Origin of the sequence: Sulfitobacter sp. PM12 (assembly GCF_045586035.1) — a bacterium.
Taxonomy (GTDB): domain Bacteria; phylum Pseudomonadota; class Alphaproteobacteria; order Rhodobacterales; family Rhodobacteraceae; genus Sulfitobacter; species Sulfitobacter pontiacus.
Genome location: NZ_CP151529.1, coordinates 2176665 through 2194823, shown reverse-complemented (window position 1 = coordinate 2194823; position 18159 = coordinate 2176665). Strand labels below are relative to the sequence as shown.

Sequence of the window (18159 nt, the reverse complement as noted above, 5' to 3'; positions counted from 1 at the left end):
CCCTCGTAACTTGAAGACGCAGGGGCGCAGAGCATGGTTGATTTGTCAATCAGGCTTGACCGCTAGTGGCGGGTCGGGCTACGCAGACGGCATGAAGATGATGCCACTCATTATTTGCTGTATTACCTGCTAAGACCTTCCGGCGGGCTTGCTCACATCGTTTTCTTCCCGAGATTTCTGTGCCATGCCCGCGCAATCCTTGCGTAAGGACGCGCCATGACCACGATCAAGCTGCACAACACGAAAACCCGCAAACGCGAGGATTTCACCCCGATTGATGATAAAAACGTGCGGATGTATGTCTGTGGGCCGACGGTGTACGACCGCGCCCATCTTGGCAATGCACGCCCCGTGATCGTGTTTGACGTGCTCAACCGGTTGCTGCGCCATGTCTATGGCGACGCCCATGTGACCTATGTGCGCAACTTCACGGATGTGGATGACAAGATCAACGCGCGCGCAGCACAAAGCGGGCGGTCGATTGGCGAGATCACCGCCGAGACAACCCAGTGGTTTCTGGACGATATGGCCGCCGTCGGCGCGCTTGAGCCCGACCACATGCCACGCGCCACCGCTTATATTCCGCAGATGGTCGCGATGATCGAAGACCTGATTGCAAAGGGCCACGCCTATGCCGCCGAGGGGCATGTGCTGTTCTCTGTCGAAAGCTACAAAGCCTATGGCGCGCTATCGGGCCGGTCGATCGAAGATATGATTGCCGGCGCGCGGGTCGAGGTTGCGCCCTACAAGCGTAACCCGATGGACTTCGTGTTGTGGAAGCCGTCGGACGACGCGACGCCGGGCTGGGACAGCCCCTGGGGCCGTGGCCGCCCTGGCTGGCACATCGAATGTTCCGCCATGGCGGACGAGCTGCTGTGGAAAGAGCCCCTGCGTCAGGACCGTCTGTCGGATGAGGCAAAGAGCGCACCTCACGTCTTTGACATCCACGGCGGCGGACTGGACCTGCAGTTCCCCCACCACGAGGACGAGATCGCCCAAAGCTGCTGCGCCAATGGCACCGACGAGATGGCGCGCTACTGGCTGCATAACGAGATGCTGCAGGTCGAGGGCAAGAAGATGTCCAAGTCGCTTGGTAACTTCTTCACCGTACGCGATCTGCTGGATCAAGGCGTTCCGGGAGAGGTGATCCGTTTCGTCATGCTCAGCACGCATTACCGCAAGCCGATGGACTGGACCGAGAAAAAGCGGGACGAGGCGACTAAGACGTTGAGGAAGTGGATGGACCTTACGCGAGACTTAGAGCCTTGCGACCCTGCCGCCTTTAAGCCCGATCAGAAACTGATCGACGCGCTTGCCGACGACCTGAATACGCATCTCGCGCTGACCTATTTGAACGCTCTGACCGCGCAGCCGCAAAAACTGCTCGATCATGCGCGATGGCTAGGGTTTCTTAGCGATAAATCGCGGGAGGATGATGCGAAAGCACGTGCCGCCTACACGACAAGTTTCGGGAGCGGTAGCTCTGGGGTCGAGACCGAGCTGGCCAATCGCTTGGACGAGCTGCGGCAGATGGCTATGAAAACCAAGGATTTTTCTGATGTCGACGCCCTCAAGTCTGCATTGCTGGCAGCGGGGTGCGAAGTGAGGATAAGCAAGCTGGGAACCGAAGTTATAGCGGGTCCCACCTTCGACCCTGCCAAACTGGATGTGTTAAAGTGATCTGCGCCGCGTCCAGCGCTGGTGTTTGTGTGACCTGCGGGAGTGAGGGGCCAGCCCCTCACGCTCCCCGGAGTTTATCTGGCAAAATGAAGGAGGGATCGCTGCGATGACCCGCGAACGCCTTTATCTGTATGACACGACTTTGCGCGACGGGCAGCAGACCCAAGGGGTGCAATTCTCGACCGCCGAAAAGATCACGATTGCGACCGCGCTTGATACGCTGGGGGTGGATTACATCGAGGGCGGCTGGCCCGGGGCGAACCCGACGGATAGTGCCTTTTTCGACGCGGCACCTACCACGCGGGCGAAGATGACGGCCTTTGGTATGACCAAGCGCAACGGCATGTCGGCGCAGAACGATGATGTGCTGGCGGCGGTGATGAATGCGGGCACGCAGACGGTCTGCTTGGTGGGAAAGACCCATGATTTTCACGTCTCGGCAGCGCTCGGGATTACGTTGGACGAGAACACGGATAACATCGCGAAATCCATCGCGCATCTGGTGGCGCAGGGCCGCGAGGCGCTGTTCGATGCGGAGCATTTCTTTGACGGCTACCGCGCCAATCCCGATTATGCGCTGACCGCGATCAAGGCGGCCTATGAGGCGGGCGCGCGGTGGATCGTGCTTTGTGATACCAATGGCGGCACCATGCCCGCCGAGGTCGGGCGCATCACGGCCGAGGTTATCGCCGCAGGCATCCCCGGCGATCATCTGGGCATCCATACCCATAACGACACCGAAAACGCGGTCGCCTGTTCGCTGGCCGCCATTGATGCGGGCGCGCGGCAGATACAGGGCACGTTGAACGGCTTGGGCGAACGCTGCGGCAATGCCAACCTGACCACGCTGATCCCGATTTTGCTGCTGAAAGAGCCCTATGCCAGCCGGTTCGACACGGGAATCCCGCTAGATGGTCTGGCGAACCTCACCCAGATCAGCCGTGCGCTGGACGAGATCTTGAACCGCGTACCGACCAAACAGGCGGCCTTTGTCGGGTCGTCGGCCTTTGCGCATAAGGCGGGGCTGCATGCCAGCGCGATCCTGAAAGACCCGTCCACCTATGAACATATCGACCCCGCGCTGGTCGGCAACACGCGCATCATCCCCATGTCGAACCAGGCGGGCCAGTCAAACCTGCGCCGGCGTCTGGAAAGTGCGGGCTTGACCATCGCCAAGGGGGATCCGGCCTTGGGGCGGATCCTTGACGAGGTGAAGGCGCGCGAGGCCGAAGGCTATAGCTATGACACCGCTCAGGCCAGCTTTGAGCTGCTGGCGCGTAAAGCTCTGGGGCAGATGCCGGACCTCTTCGAGGTAAAACGCTATCGTGTGACCGTCGAGCGGCGCAAAAACAAATACGACCAGATGGTCAGCCTGTCAGAAGCGGTTGTCGTCGTGAAAGTGGATGGCGAGAAACGTCTGTCGGTAAGCGAGAGCATGGATGCCGAAGGCTGCGACCGCGGGCCGGTAAACGCGCTCAGCAAGGCGCTGGTCAAGGATCTGGGGCAGTACTCGGCGCTGCTGGAGGATATGCATCTGGTGGATTTCAAGGTGCGGATCACGCAAGGTGGCACAGAGGCGGTGACGCGGGTGATCATCGACAGCGAAGACGGGCAGGGGCGGCGCTGGTCTACTGTAGGTGTGTCGGCCAACATCGTCGATGCGTCTTTCGAAGCGCTGTTGGACGCGATCCGCTGGAAGCTGATCCGCGACCGCAAGGGATAGGAACCCATGGAATTTGATGCCGATCTAAGCGCCTGCGCGGCAATTATTGAGCGTGCCGATCCGCTGCGCTTTCGCGCCAGCATGGCGGCCCCCGTGGCCGCACGCCGTGTGTTGTTCCCGCTATATGCCTTTAATATCGAGGTGGCGCGCGCGCCCTGGGTGACGCAGGAAACCATGATCGCGGAGATGCGTTTGCAGTGGTGGCGCGATGTCTGTGACGAGATCGCGAACCGTGGCGTTGTGCGGCGGCACGAGGTTGCGACGCCCCTTGCACTGGCAATTTCGCCCGAAGACGCGGTGTTGCTGGACACGCTGGCCGCCGCGCGGCGGTGGGATATCTACCGCGACGCCTTTGAAGATGCCGCCCATTTCGACGCCTATATCGACCAGACCGGGGGCCATCTGATGTGGGTGGCCGCGCGGTCTTTGGGACCAGCGGAAGAGGCCACGGTGCGCGATGCGGCCTATGGGGCGGGGGTGGCGGCTTGGCTGCACGCGATCCCGCAGCTGGTAGAGCAGGGGCGCGTCCCTTTGTTGGACGGCACCGACGCTGGCGTTGTGGCGCTGGCCCAAAAGGCACGGGCGCGGTTACGACAGGCGCGGGCCAACCGTGGCAAAATCTCGAAAGCGGCGCGACCGGCGATGTATAGCGTCGGCGCGGCAGACAAGGTGCTGAGCGCGGCCATCGCCGCCCCCGGGCGTGTCAGCGCCGCAGAACTGCCGCCGATGAATGATTTCGCCCTGTCGTGGCGGGCTTTGTCGGGACGTTGGTAGCGCTAGACCCGCGCGCTACGTTGCCGCAGCATCAGCCAGATCAGCGACCCGCCTGCCAGCACCAGAAACGGGATCATCGCGATATTGACGGCGGCCCAGCCTTCGACAGGGTTGCCGCCCGAGCAGTTCATCAGCCCGCCGCTTGACAGGGACGCAAAGGTCACCCCGCCAAAGACCAACAGATCGTTCAGACCTTGCATGCGGCCACGCTCATGCGGTTCATGGGCACCGGCCAGCATGGATGTCGCGCCGATAAAGCCGAAGTTCCAGCCGATCCCCAGCAGGATCAATGCGATGTAGAAGTTGTTCAGCTCCACCCCCTGCAGCGCGACCACACCGGCCCCCGCAAGGATCGCGATGCCAAGGCCGAGGATCTTTTCGACCCCGAATTTCGCGATCAGGTGGCCGGTGAAAAACGATGGCGCATACATCGCCAGAACGTGGCCTGTGACCACATGGGACGCATCGACGATGTCGTAGCCGCAGCCCACAACCGCCAGCGGCGTCGAGGTCATGACAAGGTTCATCAGCGCATAGGATACCATGCCGCAGATCACAGCGACGGCGATGCGCGGGGTCTTCAAAAGCTCCATCCGGGTGCGGCCCTTGGGGGCATCCACGGCCGGCACGGGCGGCTTGGGAATGTTGAGGAAGGCGAAAAGCACCATGCCCACAGCGTTCAGCGCAATCGCGGCGAGGTAGACCGGGAAAAACCGCATCATCGTCGCATCACCGTTGGCACCGGTCAGAAACCCCACCAGCTGCGGCCCGATGATGGCCGAGATCAGCCCGCCCGCCATGACATAGGAAATCGCCTTGGGCCGGAACGCGTCAGATGCGGTGTCCGTCGCTGCAAAGCGGAAAAACCCTTGCGAGCACATGTAGATGCCGATCAGATAGCTGCCCAGCAGGAAGGTCATGAAACTCTGGATCGTCAGGGCATAGGCGCAAAGCGCGGCCCCCGTCATCCCGCCAAATGCGCCCGCCACAAAGCCCGCGCGACGGCCAAAGCGTTGCATCACCGTCGACAGCCACGGGGCCGTGGTCATCGACCCGAAGACGATCATAGAGATCGGCAGCGTCGCGAGGCAGACGTTGGGCGACAGTTGTTGCCCTGCCAATCCGCCGACCACAAAATACATCGGCATCTGGCTGCCAAGAAAGGCCTGCGCGGTCACCAGCACGGCGACGTTGCGCTTGGCGCGGGTGTCATCAATCACTGTCATGGTGAATGCGTAGACCGGGCTTTGGGGGGCTGCAAGGCCCTTGCGTCCGGCGGCGGGGTCAACGATGGTCGCGCCATGAACCGGGGCCCCCATATTCTGCTGATCGCTGGCAGCGCCGAAGCGCATGAGATCGCTGCTGCGATGGCGGGGTCTGACGTCTGTGCACGGGCGGTGTTAAGGCGGGCGGAGCGGAGCTTTGGCCCGCTGGCCGTACCATCCGAGATCTGGTCGCCGCGCAACATGGATGAGATGGCAGCTTACCTGCGCGCCCATGAGTTTACCGCGGTGCTGGACGCAGGACACGGGTTTGACGCGGATATTTCGCAGATCGCTTTTGACGCCACCGCGCGGTTGGGGCTGCCTTATCTGCGTGTCCTGCGGCCCATGTGGGACATCTCGGCACCGGTTGAACGGGCCGCGTCGGTCGCGGCAGCGGCACGGATGATACGACCCCAAGCACGGGTCTTTGCCGCGACGGGGCGCGGGACGGTGGAGGATTACGCCCCCTTCGCAGGCGCGCGGCTTTATCTGCGGCAGACCAACGCGCAGGCCCGAACCAAGCTGCCCCCCTTTGCCGAAGCCGTCTATGGCCAGCCGCCCTTCACTCAGGCGGCGGAGGAGGCGTTGTTTCGCGCCTTGCAGATCGATACGCTGGTTCTGCGCAACGTCGGTGGCGTGCCAAGCCGCCCCAAACTGGACGCAGCGTGCGCGATGGGTCTGCGGGTGATTGCCATCGACCGTCCGGCGGCCCCCGTCGGCGCGCAGGTTCTCGCCGCGCCGGATGCGGCGATCTGCTGGGTCGAGACGCTGACAACGGGGGGCACAGCCGGATGAGCATCGGACGGATTATCACTGGCGACGCGGATGTCGCCGAAGGGGCGGATTGGCTCGCTGCGCATGTGCCCCAGTTTGCTACCGCCTTGGCCGCGACTGGCCCTTTGCCTCTGCGATTGCGTGCGGACGGGTTTGACGCGTTGATCGGGGCGATCATCAGCCAGCAAGTCTCTGTCGCGTCGGCAAATGCCATGCGTGCCAAGATGGATGCGGCGGGACTGACCCATGAGACGGCGATACTCACCGCGGGCGAGGATGGCCTGCGCGCGGCGGGGCTGAGCCGCCAGAAAATCCGCTATGCGTTGGCCTTGGCCGAGGCCGGGATCGACTATACCGCCTTGAGGGGCGCACCGGATGCGGTGGTGATTGACACGCTGACCGCGGTGCCCGGTGTCGGGCTGTGGACGGCGCAGATCTATGCGATGTTTTCGCTAGGCCGCGCCGATATCCTGCCGCAGGGCGATCTGGCCTTGCAAGAGGCCGCGAAAATCCTGTTTGATCTGCCCCAGCGACCAAAGCCGAAGCAGCTTGCGGACATGGCGCAGGACTGGTCGCCCTGGCGATCGGTTGCAGCCCGCATCCTGTTTTCGTACTACCGCGTGGCAAAACAACGGGAAGGGATTTCATGACACGAGTACTAAACGCAGAGCGCCGCGAACCGGTCTCGGGGGAAACGCGGTCTGCCGTCGTGTTCCTGCATGGCTATGGCGCGAATGGTGCCGATCTGCTGGGGCTTGCCGACCCGTTGGGGGAACATCTGCCCGACACGCTGTTCGTGGCCCCCGATGCGCCCGAAGCCTGTGCCGGTGCGCCCATGGGGTTCCAGTGGTTCCCGATCCCCTGGATCGATAACTCCTCTGAGGAAGAAGCCGAACGCGGGATGATGCAGGCGGTCGATGACCTGAACGCCTTTCTCGATGCGCTGATGGTGGACGAAGATCTGCTGCCCGAACAGGTCGTGCTGTTTGGCTTTTCCCAAGGTACGATGATGGCGCTGCATGTCGCGCCGCGCCGCGAAGATGCTGTGGCCGGTGTTGTCGCGTTTTCGGGCCGCTTGCTGTCGCCCGAGAGCCTGAAAGACGAAGCGGTCGTGCGCCCTCCGGTCTTGCTGGTGCACGGCGACGCCGATGATGTTGTCCCGCCGCAATCCCTGCCGCAGGCCGCCGAAACCTTGCAAGAGGCCGGATGGACGGACGTTTTCGCCCATATCATGAAGGGTACAGGCCACGGAATTGCCCCCGACGGGCTGAGCGTGGCGCTGGCCTTTATGCGCGACAAACTGGGTCTTTGATCCCATGCCCTGCGGGCGCATGCGCGACCCGCAGGAGGGCCCCGGCCGGATTGGCCGTTTCCGTCACATGCCTGTTACGTAATCAGCTTACGCATTCTGCGACATCTTGTACCCGTTTGCGACTTGTCAGACGCAAACCACGAGATATAGTCGAAAGCATCAGCGGGGCTGTCCCGCTGGACCGGACGCGGAACGGCAAGGGGCTATCGAACAATGGACGGCGACTTTAGAACTGAATTCACCCGAAGCCCGGCAGGGCTGAAAAACAAACCGGCCCTTGTGCTGAACGCGGATTACAGGCCCTTGTCCTACTATCCGCTGTCGCTGTGGCCCTGGCAGGAAGCGGTGAAGGCCAAATGGCTGGATCGGGTGGATATCGTCGCTGAATATGACGACTATGTTCACAGCCCGTCGATGCAAATTCGCATCCCGTCGGTGGTCGTTCTCAAAGATTACGTCAAACCTCAAAAGCGCGTGGCCTTCACGCGCTTTAATTTATTTCTGAGGGACGAATTCTGCTGCCAGTACTGCGGTGCACGGGGGGATCTGACCTTTGACCATGTGGTGCCCCGTGCGGCGGGCGGTATCACAAGCTGGCAGAACGTTGTTGCGGCTTGTAGCCCGTGCAATCTGAAAAAAGGTTCCAAGGCGCTGCACCAGACCGGATTCCAGCTGCGCAAACCGCCGCGCCAGCCGCAAGCCGAGGATCTGCGCAATATGGGCCGGAAATTCCCGCCCAACTACCTACACGATAGCTGGATGGATTTTCTTTATTGGGATGCCGAGCTTCAGGCGTGATCTAGGGCCGCGCGTGTGCGTCCGCGTTAGAGGTCAAGCTCCACCCAGACGGGCACGTGATCGGAGGGTTTCTCGCGTCCGCGTACATCCTTGTCGATCTGGCAGTCGCGCAGGCTGTCGGCGATGGCAGGGCTCAGCAGGAAATGGTCGATACGGATGCCGTTGTTGCGGTTCCACGCGCCTGCCTGATAATCCCAAAAGCTGTAATGCCCCGGCCCTTGGGTCCGTGCGCGGAACGCCTCTGTCAGGCCAAGGGCCAGCAGACGTCGCCAGGCGGCGCGGGATTCAGGGCGAAACAGCGCATCTTCACGCCAGGCATCCGGCGTTGCCGCGTCTTCGGCTTGGGGGATGATGTTGAAGTCGCCGGTCAGCAGAAACGGTGTTTCCTCGGCCAAGAGTGCGCGCGCACGGTCTTCAAGACGCTGCATCCACGCCAGTTTGTAATCGTACTTCGGGCCCGGCGCGGGGTTGCCGTTGGGCAGATACAACCCGCAAAGCCGCACAGAGGAATGATCGCCCACGACCGTCGCCTCGATATAGCGTGCCTGTTCGTCGCTGTCGTCCCCGGGCAGGCCACGGGTCACATCCTCAAGCGGGAGCTTTGACAGGATCGCGACGCCGTTAAAGGATTTCTGCCCGTGGGTCTCCACGTTATAGCCGCGATCCTCGAACAGCTCGCGCGGGAAGCCTTCGTCGACGGATTTGATCTCTTGCAGAATGGCGACGTCGGGCTGCGCTTCGTCGAGCCATTGAGGCAGGGCGTCGATCCGCGCTTTGATCCCGTTGATGTTGAACGTGGCGATTTTCATGGCGGCCCCCTGCATTGGTCCCCGCAGCTATCGCGCATACCGCAATATGGGGCAAGGGGGCTGGACCGGTTTGGGCATGTTTCGCCCGCGATTCGAAGGTGAGCCGACAGTGCCTACGCCGCCGCGGGGCGCTTGGCCAGAGTTCCGTTAAAATTGTCACTATTGTGGAGAACACGGCATCGCCGCGTGGTTTCAACCGGATCAAAGACGCAGCGCATGTGGATGATTTACATCGTTAAAATGCGATCTTTTTGTCGCCTAGGTCAAAGCCCTTAGGTGGTGATTGATGAGGGGAGTGCAGCTTGAGGTGTAGTTGCCGATTTCAAAATCACGTCAAAAAGGAAAACTCATGACCGCTATTGCCTACGTCGAAACTGCTTTCCCGAATGTTCACGCCGGGGCGGCATCGCTCCATCAGGGGGCGGGGACAGGGTTTTATACCACCGGCTGTATCCGTGCAGGGCAAGACCCCCATTGCGGCCACGGCACCGGGCTGTTCACCACAGGGCTACGGTCGGGACCGCAGGCAGGCGACATGGCGACTGGGGAGCTTACCGGTTTGTTTACCACCGGCTGCTAATCCAGACACACCCTGCGCTGGAACCGGCGCAGGGGGTTCTTGCCGAAGGGGGGCCTATGTCGAATGTTATACCGCTGTCATCCGTACGTGCGCGCAATAGCGGTCGCAAACACGCCGATACCGCCGCGATCAGCCGAATGTTTGCGGTGCAGCGACGCCGTGCGGGGGATGTGTTCTGGTTGAAGGAAAACGCGGAATGGCTGGGGATTCTGGCAAGTGCGAACATGCCTGTCCCGCCAGACGCTCTGGTGCCCTATGCGTCTTTCTACGACCGCATCGAAGAGACGATCCGCTTCTTCCCGCAGTACTACCGATTTTTCTTGTCCCTCGCGCTGGACCTTGAGGATCTGGGCTTGCCCGGCGACGCGGGGGAGCGGTTGGTGCATTGGGTCGCCCGTATGCGGCTGGCGGATGGGGAGCTGTCTGACCTGCAACGCGCCGAAGCGCAGCGCCTACTGGCGCGTCGGATGTCCGTGCCGCGCGACGACGCCCTGCAATCCCGCTTTCGCCGGTTTTTCACGCGATCCGAAACCTTTGCGCTGCCTAACAAGAAAGCATCCTATGAGCTGGCACATATCGTTTTCTATCTTTCTGACTACGGTCAGCGCGCCCCCCAACTGCCGGCGACAGCGATCAGAAGCCTGAATTTTGCCGGTATTCTGGCGTATCTTGATCAGGATATGGATCTGCTGGCCGAGATTTGTGCCGCGCTCCGGTTTGCAGGCGCTGCGGCACCTGCACTGTGGGAGGATGCGGTTCAGTCCGCTGCGCGTGGCTGCCGGATCGTACCGCAGCAGGGGGGCGGACCGGTGGACGGGTATCACGCCTATCTGGTGACCGGCTGGGCCGCGCACATGTCCGGAGGGGCGGCATTCTGCCAACCGGTGCCACAAGGGGCTGTGGCCATCCGCTATACCCCGCCAAACGGTGCGCTGCAGGCGCTGTCGGCGGCGCTTTTTGAAATGGGGGAGACGCGGCAAGCGCAGTGGTCGCTTATGCGTGGACGGGTCATGAGGGCGCTGGACCCAGAGGCGCAAGAGATACTGACCGAGGCAGAGGCGTCCTGCCCGCAATTTGAAGCGTTTTTCGCGCGGTTTGCGCGGGCACCGATCCCGGCCATGCCCTCCGCGGTGCAGCTGCGGCGCTAGAATGGCCTCATGCGGGCATGAGGCCAGCCTCCGGCGGGAGTTTACTTGGGCAAAATGAAGCGGGCGCGTGTATCGGGTGCCTGTTACATCGAGAAAGACGTGCCGCAGCCGCAGGCGCTGGTGGCATTGGGGTTTTCGATCACGAAACGCGCGCCGATCAATTCCTCGGAAAAGTCGATGACGGCATTCGCAAGAAAGGGCAGGGAGATGCTGTCGACCACAACTTTCTGGCCAGCCCCTTCAAGGATCAGGTCATCGTCTTTGGGATCATCCAGCGCGATGTCATACTGAAAGCCTGAGCAGCCGCCGCCCTCTACGGCGACGCGCAGGGCTTTGCCCTCTGCGGCGGCACCGATTTCGGCAAGGCGGTTAAAGGCGCGCGGGGTAACTTGGGGGGGCAGGTTCATTTTCGGGCTCCGGTGTGATCGGTTTCCATCTGTGTTGTCTTACAATATAGAAACCCGCAGGACAGGCCACAAGGACCACCGACTATGCGCGCTTCTTTTGCCTCTGATCCGGCATTGACCCGGGGACGGTTGATACCGGAAGAGGAAAGCACCTTTCGTTCCTGCTTTCAGCGGGACCGCGACCGGATCATCCACGCCAGCGCCTTCCGGCGGCTCAAGCACAAGACGCAGGTCTTTATCGAACATGAGGGCGATTACTATCGCACGCGGCTGACCCATTCGATCGAGGTGGCGCAGGTGGCACGCACGATCGCCGGTGCGTTGGGTCTGAATGCCGAGCTGACAGAGGCGGTCGCCCTGGCCCATGATCTGGGGCATCCGCCCTTTGGTCACACGGGCGAGGACGCGCTGGAAGCCTTGATGGCCCCCTACGGCGGGTTTGACCACAACGCCCAAGCCATCCGCATCGTCACCCATCTGGAGCGGCATTACGCGGATTTCGACGGGCTGAACCTGACTTGGGACACGCTGGAGGGGTTGGCCAAACATAACGGGCCGGTGACGGGAGAGCTGCCGTGGGCGCTTGCGGCCTATGAGCGTCAGCATGATCTTGAGCTGGAGACATTCGCCAGTGCCGAGGCACAGGTGGCGGCGATTGCCGATGATGTGGCCTATAACCACCACGACCTGCATGACGGTTTGCGGGCCGAGCTGTTCTCGACGGACGAGCTGGCCGAACTGCCGATCCTGAAGCAGAATTTCGCCGAAGTGGACAGGCTGTATCCCGGTCTGAACTACTATCGCCGCCGTCACGAAGCGCTGCGCCGTTTCTTTGGCGTGCTGGTGGAGGACGTGATCAGCGTCGCTCGCCACCGTCTGGCCGAGATGAAGCCCGAAACCGCCACCGATATTCGCATGGCCGGGCGCACATTGATCCAGTTCTCCGATCCGGTTTTCCAGGATCTCAAGGTCATCCGCGCCTTTCTGTTCGACCGCATGTACCGCGCGCCATCCGTGGTGATCATGCGCAAGCAGGTGACGCAGGTGGTCGAGGATCTGTTCCCCTATTTCTGCGCGCATACGGACCAATTGCCCAAGCAATGGCGCAAGGATGTAGAGGATGCGGACGGCGATACGGCGCTTGCGCGGATCGTCAGCGACTATATCTCGGGGATGACAGATCGCTTTGCTTTGCAGGAACATGAGCGGTTGATCGTTAAAGGCTGAACCGCCCTTGATTATGGGCGCATATTCAGGTGATACACGGGGCCAAGTCGAAGGAACCCCGTTATGAACCTATTTGCCGATATCCGCAGCCTCGTGCTGTCCACCCTTGATACGCTGGTTGCCGACGGGTTTCTGCCCGAGGGGCTGAGCTTTGACGCCATTACCGTAGAGCCGCCGCGCGATGCGGCGCATGGGGATATGGCGACCAATGCCGCGATGGTGCTGGCGAAACCGGCCCGTATGAAACCGCGCGATATCGCTGAAAAGCTGGCCGAAAAGCTGGGTGAGGATCCACGGATCACCGCGGCGGATGTGGCGGGCCCGGGGTTCTTGAACCTGCGGCTGAGTGCTGCGGTTTGGCAGGGCGTTGTCGGTGCCGTTCTGGGGCAGGGCACAGACTTTGGCCGCGGCGATCTGGGGCAAGGCAAACGGGTCAACGTCGAATATGTCTCGGCCAACCCGACGGGGCCGTTGCATGTGGGGCACACCCGCGGAGCGGTCTTTGGCGATGCGCTGGCGTCCTTGCTGGATTTCGCGGGCTTCGATGTCACGCGCGAATATTACATCAACGACGGCGGCGCGCAGGTCGATGTTTTGGCGCGCTCTGTCTATCTGCGCTATCTGGAGGCGCATGGCCAAGAGGTCGCCTTTCCCGAAGGCACATACCCCGGCGACTATCTGATCGATGTGGGGGCCGCGCTGAAAGACAAGGTGGGCGACGCCTATATCGACGCCGATGAATCCGTCTGGCTTGAAGAGGTGCGCAACTTTGCCACCGACGAGATGATGAAGCTGATCCGCGATGATCTCGCCTCTCTCGGGGTGAAGATGGATGTGTTTTATTCCGAAAAGTCGCTTTATGGCACGGGCCGGATCGAATCCGCGATTGATGACCTGAAAGCCAAAGGGCTGATCTATGAGGGCGTGCTTGAGCCGCCAAAAGGCAAGAAGCCCGAGGACTGGGAGCCGCGCGAGCAGACCCTGTTCAAATCCACCGCCCATGGCGATGACGTTGACCGTCCGGTGATGAAGTCCGACGGCGGCTGGACCTATTTCGCGCCCGATATCGCGTATCACTACGACAAGGTGCAGCGTGGCTTTGACATGCTGATCGACGTCTTTGGCGCGGATCACGGCGGCTATGTCAAACGGATGAAAGCCGCTGTTTCGGCGCTGTCCGAGGGGGCGGTGCCGCTCGACATCAAGCTGACGCAGCTGGTCAAGCTGTTCAAGAACGGCAAGGAATTCAAGATGTCCAAACGGGCAGGGACATTTGTCACCCTGCGCGATGTGGTTGATCAGGTGGGCCCTGATGTGACGCGTTTTGTCATGCTGACCCGCAAGAATGACGCGATGCTGGACTTTGACTTTGCCAAGGTGCTGGAGCAGTCGCGCGAGAATCCGGTGTTCTACGTGCAATATGCCCATGCGCGTGTGCATTCTGTCCTGCGCAAGGCGGCAGAGGCGGGTGTTGCCACCGATATGGAAACCTTGCAGCGTGCCGACCTGAGCCAGCTTGACCACGAAGCAGAGCTGAAACTGGCGCAAAAGCTGGCCGAATGGCCCCGGATGGTAGAGACCGCGGCGCGCAGCAACGAACCGCACCGGATCGCCTTTTATCTCTACGAGCTGGCGGGCGATTTCCACGGGCTGTGGAACCGCGGCAACGACGTGCCTGAACTGCGTTTCCTGCAGGATGATGTGGCCCTGTCCCAGTCAAAAATCGCGCTGGCCCAAGCCGCAGCGATTGTAATTGCGTCAGGTCTTGGTATTCTTGGGGTCAAGCCAGCGGAAGAGATGCGATAACGCACCATTGCTGGTCAGGCAGGTTCAAAAAACAGACCCGCGCGGGTGATATCTGACGCGGGCAGTGAGGCAGAAATGGCAGATTACACGTCCTCCTCCCAGGGTGGGGGGTACTCCTTTGAACATGACGCAGGGTTGGCACCGCAAGTTGCGGCCAAGCCCTTGACCAAGTTTGCAAATTTCGCGGGCGCGGCGCTTTCCATCACCCTAATCGTCGGCATCGGGGTCTGGGGCTACAAGCTGCTGGTGCGCGATGTTACCGGCATTCCGGTGGTGCGTGCGGCCCAGGGCGATATGCGCGTGCGGCCCGAAAATCCGGGCGGCCAACTGGCGGACAATCAAGGGTTGTCGGTCAATGCTGTGGCCTCGGAAGGGACGGCGAACCAATTCGCGGAACAGCTGATTTTGGCCCCGAAGCCACTGGATCTGGAAGAAGAAGACCAGCCCATTCCCGTCGCGATGGTTGCACCTGCGCAACAGGCACCAACGCAATCATCGCCTGCGGCTGACGTGGCAGAGGCGTTGAAAAACGGCGATGTGGACGATCTTGTCGCCTCTCTCACCGATGGGGTGGAACCACTGGAAGACGAAGAAGACGGCACCGCCCTGCCAGAGCCGATGAACGCAAGTGCCACGATGGATGTCGATCCGCTTGAGATGGCGGTGTCGAACGCGGTGGCCGTTGCCATGGGTCAAGAGCCGGGCGTCCGCGCATCCTTGCGTCCTCAAACGCGCCCCGGTGGCCGTGCCGTCGCGACCAAAGCGTCGTTTGAACCGGCACCAGTTGCCGCCGCCGAAGTGAAAGAGCTTTCGCCCGACAGCCTGCCCACCGGTACGCGTCTGGTGCAGCTTGGCGCATTCGATTCACCGCAGATCGCACGGGCGCAATGGGTCCGTCTGAACGCGCGTTTCGGGGCCTATATGGAAGGCAAGGACCGCATCATCCAAGAGGCCAGCAGCGGCGGGCGCACTTTCTACCGTCTGCGTGCGCATGGGTTCTCGGACATCGCGGATGCGCGACGCTTCTGTTCGGCGCTGGTTGCTGAAAACACCGACTGCATTCCCGTCGTTACACGCTGATGCGATACGGGGCGACGATACTGGACGCGTCGGGGCTTCGGCTGACGGCGCAGGAAAAGGCGTTGTTTCGCGCCGTAAAGCCCTTTGGGTTCATTCTCTTTGCGCGCAATATCGACACGCCGGATCAGGTCCGTGCGCTGTGTGATGAACTGCGCGAGGCGGCGGGCCACGAGGCTGTGATCACCGTGGATCAAGAAGGCGGGCGGGTGCAGCGGTTGCGCGCACCGCATTGGCGCGACTGGACGGCACCGCTGGACTTCGTGCAGGCGGCAGGCCCCAACGCGGCAGAGGCAATGTATCTGCGCTTTCGACTGATCGCGGACGAGCTGCACCGCGTGGGCATCGACAGCAATTGCGCGCCGATGGTCGATGTCGCCGGGGCGGAAACCCACACATTCCTGCGCAACCGCTGTTACGGCACGACGCCCGATGCGGTGGCGGCTTTGGGCCGTGCGGCGGCAGACGGCATGTTGGCGGGGGGCGTCTTGCCCGTGGTCAAACATATGCCCGGACATGGGCGCGCCACGATGGATAGTCATTTTGACTTGCCGCAGGTTGACGCGCCGCGTGCCGCGTTGGACACCCATGATTTCGCCCCGTTCAAGGCGTTGAACGACCTGCCGATGGGGATGACGGCGCATCTGGTCTATGACGCGATTGATCCGCGCCCTGCCACACTGTCGCCGGTGATGATGCAGCTGATCCGCGAGGATATCGGCTTTGATAACCTGATCATGACGGATGACATTTCGATGAAAGCACTGTCGGGCGAGGTGGATGACATCGCCGCCGGTGCCTTGGCAGCAGGCTGTGACGTGGTGTTGTACTGCAACGCCACGCTTGAGGATCGCACCCGCGTTGCCGATGCTGCCGGAGAGATGTCCGAGGCTGCGCAAACACGGGCCGTGCGCGCCCTTGCCATGCGCCGGACCCCTGGTGATGTTGACATTCCTGCCCTGACTGCAAAGCTCGACAGGCTTTTGGGCGGGACGGTATATGGCTGAAACGCAGTTGGAAGACGGGCAAACGAAAGTTGCTGAACGGCTCGCGGCCGAGGCGCTGATCGTGGATGTAGACGGGTTCGAGGGCCCGTTGGACCTGTTGCTGACCCTCAGCCGCACCCAGAAGGTCGACCTGCGCAAAATCTCGGTGCTGCAACTGGCACGCCAATATCTGATGTTCGTGGACAAGGCCAAGGCGCTGCGGCTTGAGCTTGCGGCGGATTATCTGGTCATGGCTGCGTGGCTCGCCTTCCTGAAATCCCGCCTGCTGCTGCCGCCTGATCCGCAGGACGATGGCCCCTCGGGCGAGGAACTGGCCGCGCATCTGGCGTTCCAGCTGGAACGTCTGCAAGCGATGCGCGACGTGGCGGCCCAGCTGATGGCCCGTGACCAGTTGGGGCGCGACTTCTTTGCCCGCGGCCAGACGCAGGAAATGCGCCAGACCCGCCGCGTGACCTATACCGCGACCTTGCTGGACCTGATGCAGGGCTACGCGCGTATCCGCACGCGCGACGATTTCCGCCCCTTCGTGATGGACCGTGACAAGGTCTTTACGATGGAGCAGGCGCTGGAGCGGATGCGCGGCTTGATTGGCTTTTCTGGTGATTGGTCTGACCTGACGAGCTACATGCCCGACGGATGGGGCGAAGAGCCGGCAATGCGTCGCTCGGCCACGGCATCGACGTTTGCGGCGTCGCTTGAATTGGTAAAGGAAGGGCATCTGGAAATTCGCCAAGAGGGCGTGTTTGCCCCGATCCAGTTGCGTAAGAAGGATATCTGACGTGGCCGAACCCGTTGAACAAACAGAAGAAAGCCTGTTCGAGGCCCCGCCATTGGCCGAACAGGAGCGCATGATCGAAGCGATCCTTTTCGCCACCGCAGAGCCGATGACCCTGCGCGAGATCGCGGCGCGTCTGCCGCATGGCTGTGACCCTGCCGAAGCGATGGTGCATCTACGCAAACGCTACACCGGCCGCGGTGTGGAGCTGTGTCGCATCGGGGATGCCTACGCCATGCGCACGGCGGCGGATCTGGGGTATCTCATGCAACACGAAACGGTCGAGACGCGCAAACTGTCGCGCGCCGCGATCGAGACCTTGGCGATCATCGCCTACCACCAGCCCGCCACCCGCGCCGAGATCGAAGAGATCCGCGGCGTATCCGTATCGCGCGGCACGCTGGATCAGCTGCTTGAGCTGGACTGGATTCGCTTTGGCCGCCGCAAAATGACCCCCGGTCGTCCGGTGACCTTTGTCGTGACACAGGAATTTCTGGCCCACTTCGGTCTGGAAAGCCCCCGCGACCTGCCGGGGTTGAAGGAGCTCCGCTCTGCCGGATTGCTAGAAAGCCGCCCCGCCTTTGGCGAGATGCCCGGTGTCGACAGCGAAGAAGAGCCAGAAGCGACCGAGGGCCAGAGCGAGCTGTTCGAGGATTAATCCCGCAGGCGGCCTGAAAATCGCCGCAATAGGTGTTATATTAGCCTCAGACACAGTTTAACGCGCGGTAAAGAGGTCAGGACATGAACCAGATAATTAATATGATTATGCGTCGCGTGATGGGGCGTTTGATCAACAAAGGCGTTGATATCGGCTTTGATCAGGCGTCAAAGCTGGGCAAGGGGCGTCGGGCGTCAGTGGACCGTGACGGCAATCCTGTCCAACCAAGCGCCGAGGAAATGGCCCGTCGTGACAAAAGCAGCCGCGAGCAGGGCAAACAGGCGCGCAATATGGTCAAGAACATGCGCAAGCTGACGCGTTTCTAACCCGCGTGATCAG

Annotated in this window: 19 protein-coding genes; 16 read left to right on the top strand and 3 right to left on the bottom strand. The window is 61.6% G+C overall.

From position 1 onward, the window contains the following. Nucleotides 1-216: 216 nt before the first annotated feature. The 3 genes from cysS to AADW22_RS10825 all read left to right on the top strand — a co-directional run bounded on the left by cysS (nucleotide 217) and on the right by AADW22_RS10825 (nucleotide 4177). The gene (cysS, locus tag AADW22_RS10835) at nucleotides 217-1680 is read left to right on the top strand and encodes a cysteine--tRNA ligase (RefSeq protein WP_407473705.1); all 1464 of its coding nucleotides are present in this window, start codon (nucleotides 217-219) and stop codon (nucleotides 1678-1680) included. A 106-nt stretch (nucleotides 1681-1786) separates the two neighbouring features. Then, the gene (gene cimA / locus AADW22_RS10830; protein ID WP_407473704.1) at nucleotides 1787-3403 is read left to right on the top strand and encodes a citramalate synthase; all 1617 of its coding nucleotides are present in this window, start codon (nucleotides 1787-1789) and stop codon (nucleotides 3401-3403) included. Nucleotides 3404-3409: 6 nt separating this feature from the next. Beyond that, nucleotides 3410-4177, top strand: a complete 768-nt coding sequence (locus tag AADW22_RS10825; RefSeq protein WP_407473703.1) for a squalene/phytoene synthase family protein — start codon at nucleotides 3410-3412, stop codon at nucleotides 4175-4177. 2 nt (nucleotides 4178-4179) lie between these two features. On the opposite strand, the gene AADW22_RS10820 is transcribed toward AADW22_RS10825, so the two are convergent. Continuing rightward, nucleotides 4180-5403, bottom strand: a complete 1224-nt coding sequence (locus AADW22_RS10820) for an MFS transporter (RefSeq protein WP_009824766.1) — start codon at nucleotides 5401-5403, stop codon at nucleotides 4180-4182. Between the two features lie 75 nt (nucleotides 5404-5478). Between AADW22_RS10820 and AADW22_RS10815 the strand changes: the two genes are divergently transcribed. The 4 genes from AADW22_RS10815 (at nucleotide 5479) to AADW22_RS10800 (ending at nucleotide 8326) form a co-directional block, all read left to right on the top strand. Beyond that, nucleotides 5479-6237, top strand: a complete 759-nt coding sequence (locus AADW22_RS10815) for a precorrin-6A/cobalt-precorrin-6A reductase (RefSeq protein ID WP_407473702.1) — start codon at nucleotides 5479-5481, stop codon at nucleotides 6235-6237. After that, the gene (locus AADW22_RS10810) at nucleotides 6234-6866 is read left to right on the top strand and encodes a DNA-3-methyladenine glycosylase (protein ID WP_289081035.1); all 633 of its coding nucleotides are present in this window, start codon (nucleotides 6234-6236) and stop codon (nucleotides 6864-6866) included. The genes AADW22_RS10815 and AADW22_RS10810 overlap by 4 nt, the downstream gene beginning before the upstream one ends. Further along, nucleotides 6863-7528: an alpha/beta hydrolase gene (locus AADW22_RS10805; RefSeq protein WP_005853810.1), complete on the top strand. Its 666-nt coding sequence runs from the start codon at nucleotides 6863-6865 to the stop codon at nucleotides 7526-7528. Before AADW22_RS10810 ends, AADW22_RS10805 begins: the two co-directional genes overlap by 4 nt. A gap of 213 nt (nucleotides 7529-7741) precedes the next feature. After that, entirely contained in the window at nucleotides 7742-8326 is a 585-nt protein-coding gene (locus AADW22_RS10800; RefSeq protein ID WP_005853809.1) for an HNH endonuclease, read from the top strand. A 26-nt stretch (nucleotides 8327-8352) separates the two neighbouring features. Here the strand turns inward: AADW22_RS10800 and xth are convergent, their stop codons facing one another. Continuing rightward, nucleotides 8353-9135, bottom strand: coding sequence for an exodeoxyribonuclease III (gene xth / locus AADW22_RS10795; protein WP_037944404.1), 783 nt, complete (start codon nucleotides 9133-9135; stop codon nucleotides 8353-8355). Between the two features lie 349 nt (nucleotides 9136-9484). Between xth and AADW22_RS10790 the strand changes: the two genes are divergently transcribed. Both AADW22_RS10790 and AADW22_RS10785 read left to right on the top strand, forming a co-directional pair. Beyond that, the gene (locus tag AADW22_RS10790; protein ID WP_407473701.1) at nucleotides 9485-9715 is read left to right on the top strand and encodes a hypothetical protein; all 231 of its coding nucleotides are present in this window, start codon (nucleotides 9485-9487) and stop codon (nucleotides 9713-9715) included. A gap of 56 nt (nucleotides 9716-9771) precedes the next feature. Then, nucleotides 9772-10863, top strand: a complete 1092-nt coding sequence (locus AADW22_RS10785; RefSeq protein WP_407473700.1) for a DUF6902 family protein — start codon at nucleotides 9772-9774, stop codon at nucleotides 10861-10863. A gap of 83 nt (nucleotides 10864-10946) precedes the next feature. Here the strand turns inward: AADW22_RS10785 and AADW22_RS10780 are convergent, their stop codons facing one another. Then, nucleotides 10947-11270 (bottom strand): HesB/IscA family protein, encoded by a 324-nt coding sequence (locus tag AADW22_RS10780; RefSeq protein ID WP_407473699.1) that lies wholly within the window; start codon nucleotides 11268-11270, stop codon nucleotides 10947-10949. Between the two features lie 84 nt (nucleotides 11271-11354). Between AADW22_RS10780 and AADW22_RS10775 the strand changes: the two genes are divergently transcribed. From AADW22_RS10775 to AADW22_RS10745, 7 genes are all read left to right on the top strand, one after another. Then, nucleotides 11355-12497 carry a deoxyguanosinetriphosphate triphosphohydrolase gene (locus AADW22_RS10775; protein WP_005853804.1) on the top strand — a complete coding sequence of 381 codons (1143 nt, stop codon included), beginning with the start codon at nucleotides 11355-11357 and terminating at the stop codon, nucleotides 12495-12497. A gap of 63 nt (nucleotides 12498-12560) precedes the next feature. Continuing rightward, entirely contained in the window at nucleotides 12561-14303 is a 1743-nt protein-coding gene (argS, locus tag AADW22_RS10770) for an arginine--tRNA ligase (protein WP_407473698.1), read from the top strand. A gap of 75 nt (nucleotides 14304-14378) precedes the next feature. Then, on the top strand, nucleotides 14379-15383 hold the full coding sequence (locus AADW22_RS10765; protein WP_340241233.1) for an SPOR domain-containing protein: 1005 nt from the start codon (nucleotides 14379-14381) through the stop codon (nucleotides 15381-15383). Beyond that, the gene (gene nagZ / locus AADW22_RS10760; protein ID WP_407473697.1) at nucleotides 15383-16387 is read left to right on the top strand and encodes a beta-N-acetylhexosaminidase; all 1005 of its coding nucleotides are present in this window, start codon (nucleotides 15383-15385) and stop codon (nucleotides 16385-16387) included. Before AADW22_RS10765 ends, nagZ begins: the two co-directional genes overlap by 1 nt. Beyond that, entirely contained in the window at nucleotides 16380-17165 is a 786-nt protein-coding gene (locus AADW22_RS10755; RefSeq protein ID WP_005853799.1) for a ScpA family protein, read from the top strand. The genes nagZ and AADW22_RS10755 overlap by 8 nt, the downstream gene beginning before the upstream one ends. Nucleotide 17166: 1 nt before the next feature. Then, entirely contained in the window at nucleotides 17167-17820 is a 654-nt protein-coding gene (gene scpB / locus AADW22_RS10750; protein ID WP_005853798.1) for an SMC-Scp complex subunit ScpB, read from the top strand. Between the two features lie 83 nt (nucleotides 17821-17903). Continuing rightward, complete coding sequence (locus AADW22_RS10745; RefSeq protein ID WP_005853797.1) at nucleotides 17904-18146, top strand: hypothetical protein; 243 nt, start codon at nucleotides 17904-17906, stop codon at nucleotides 18144-18146. Nucleotides 18147-18159 lie beyond the last annotated feature (13 nt).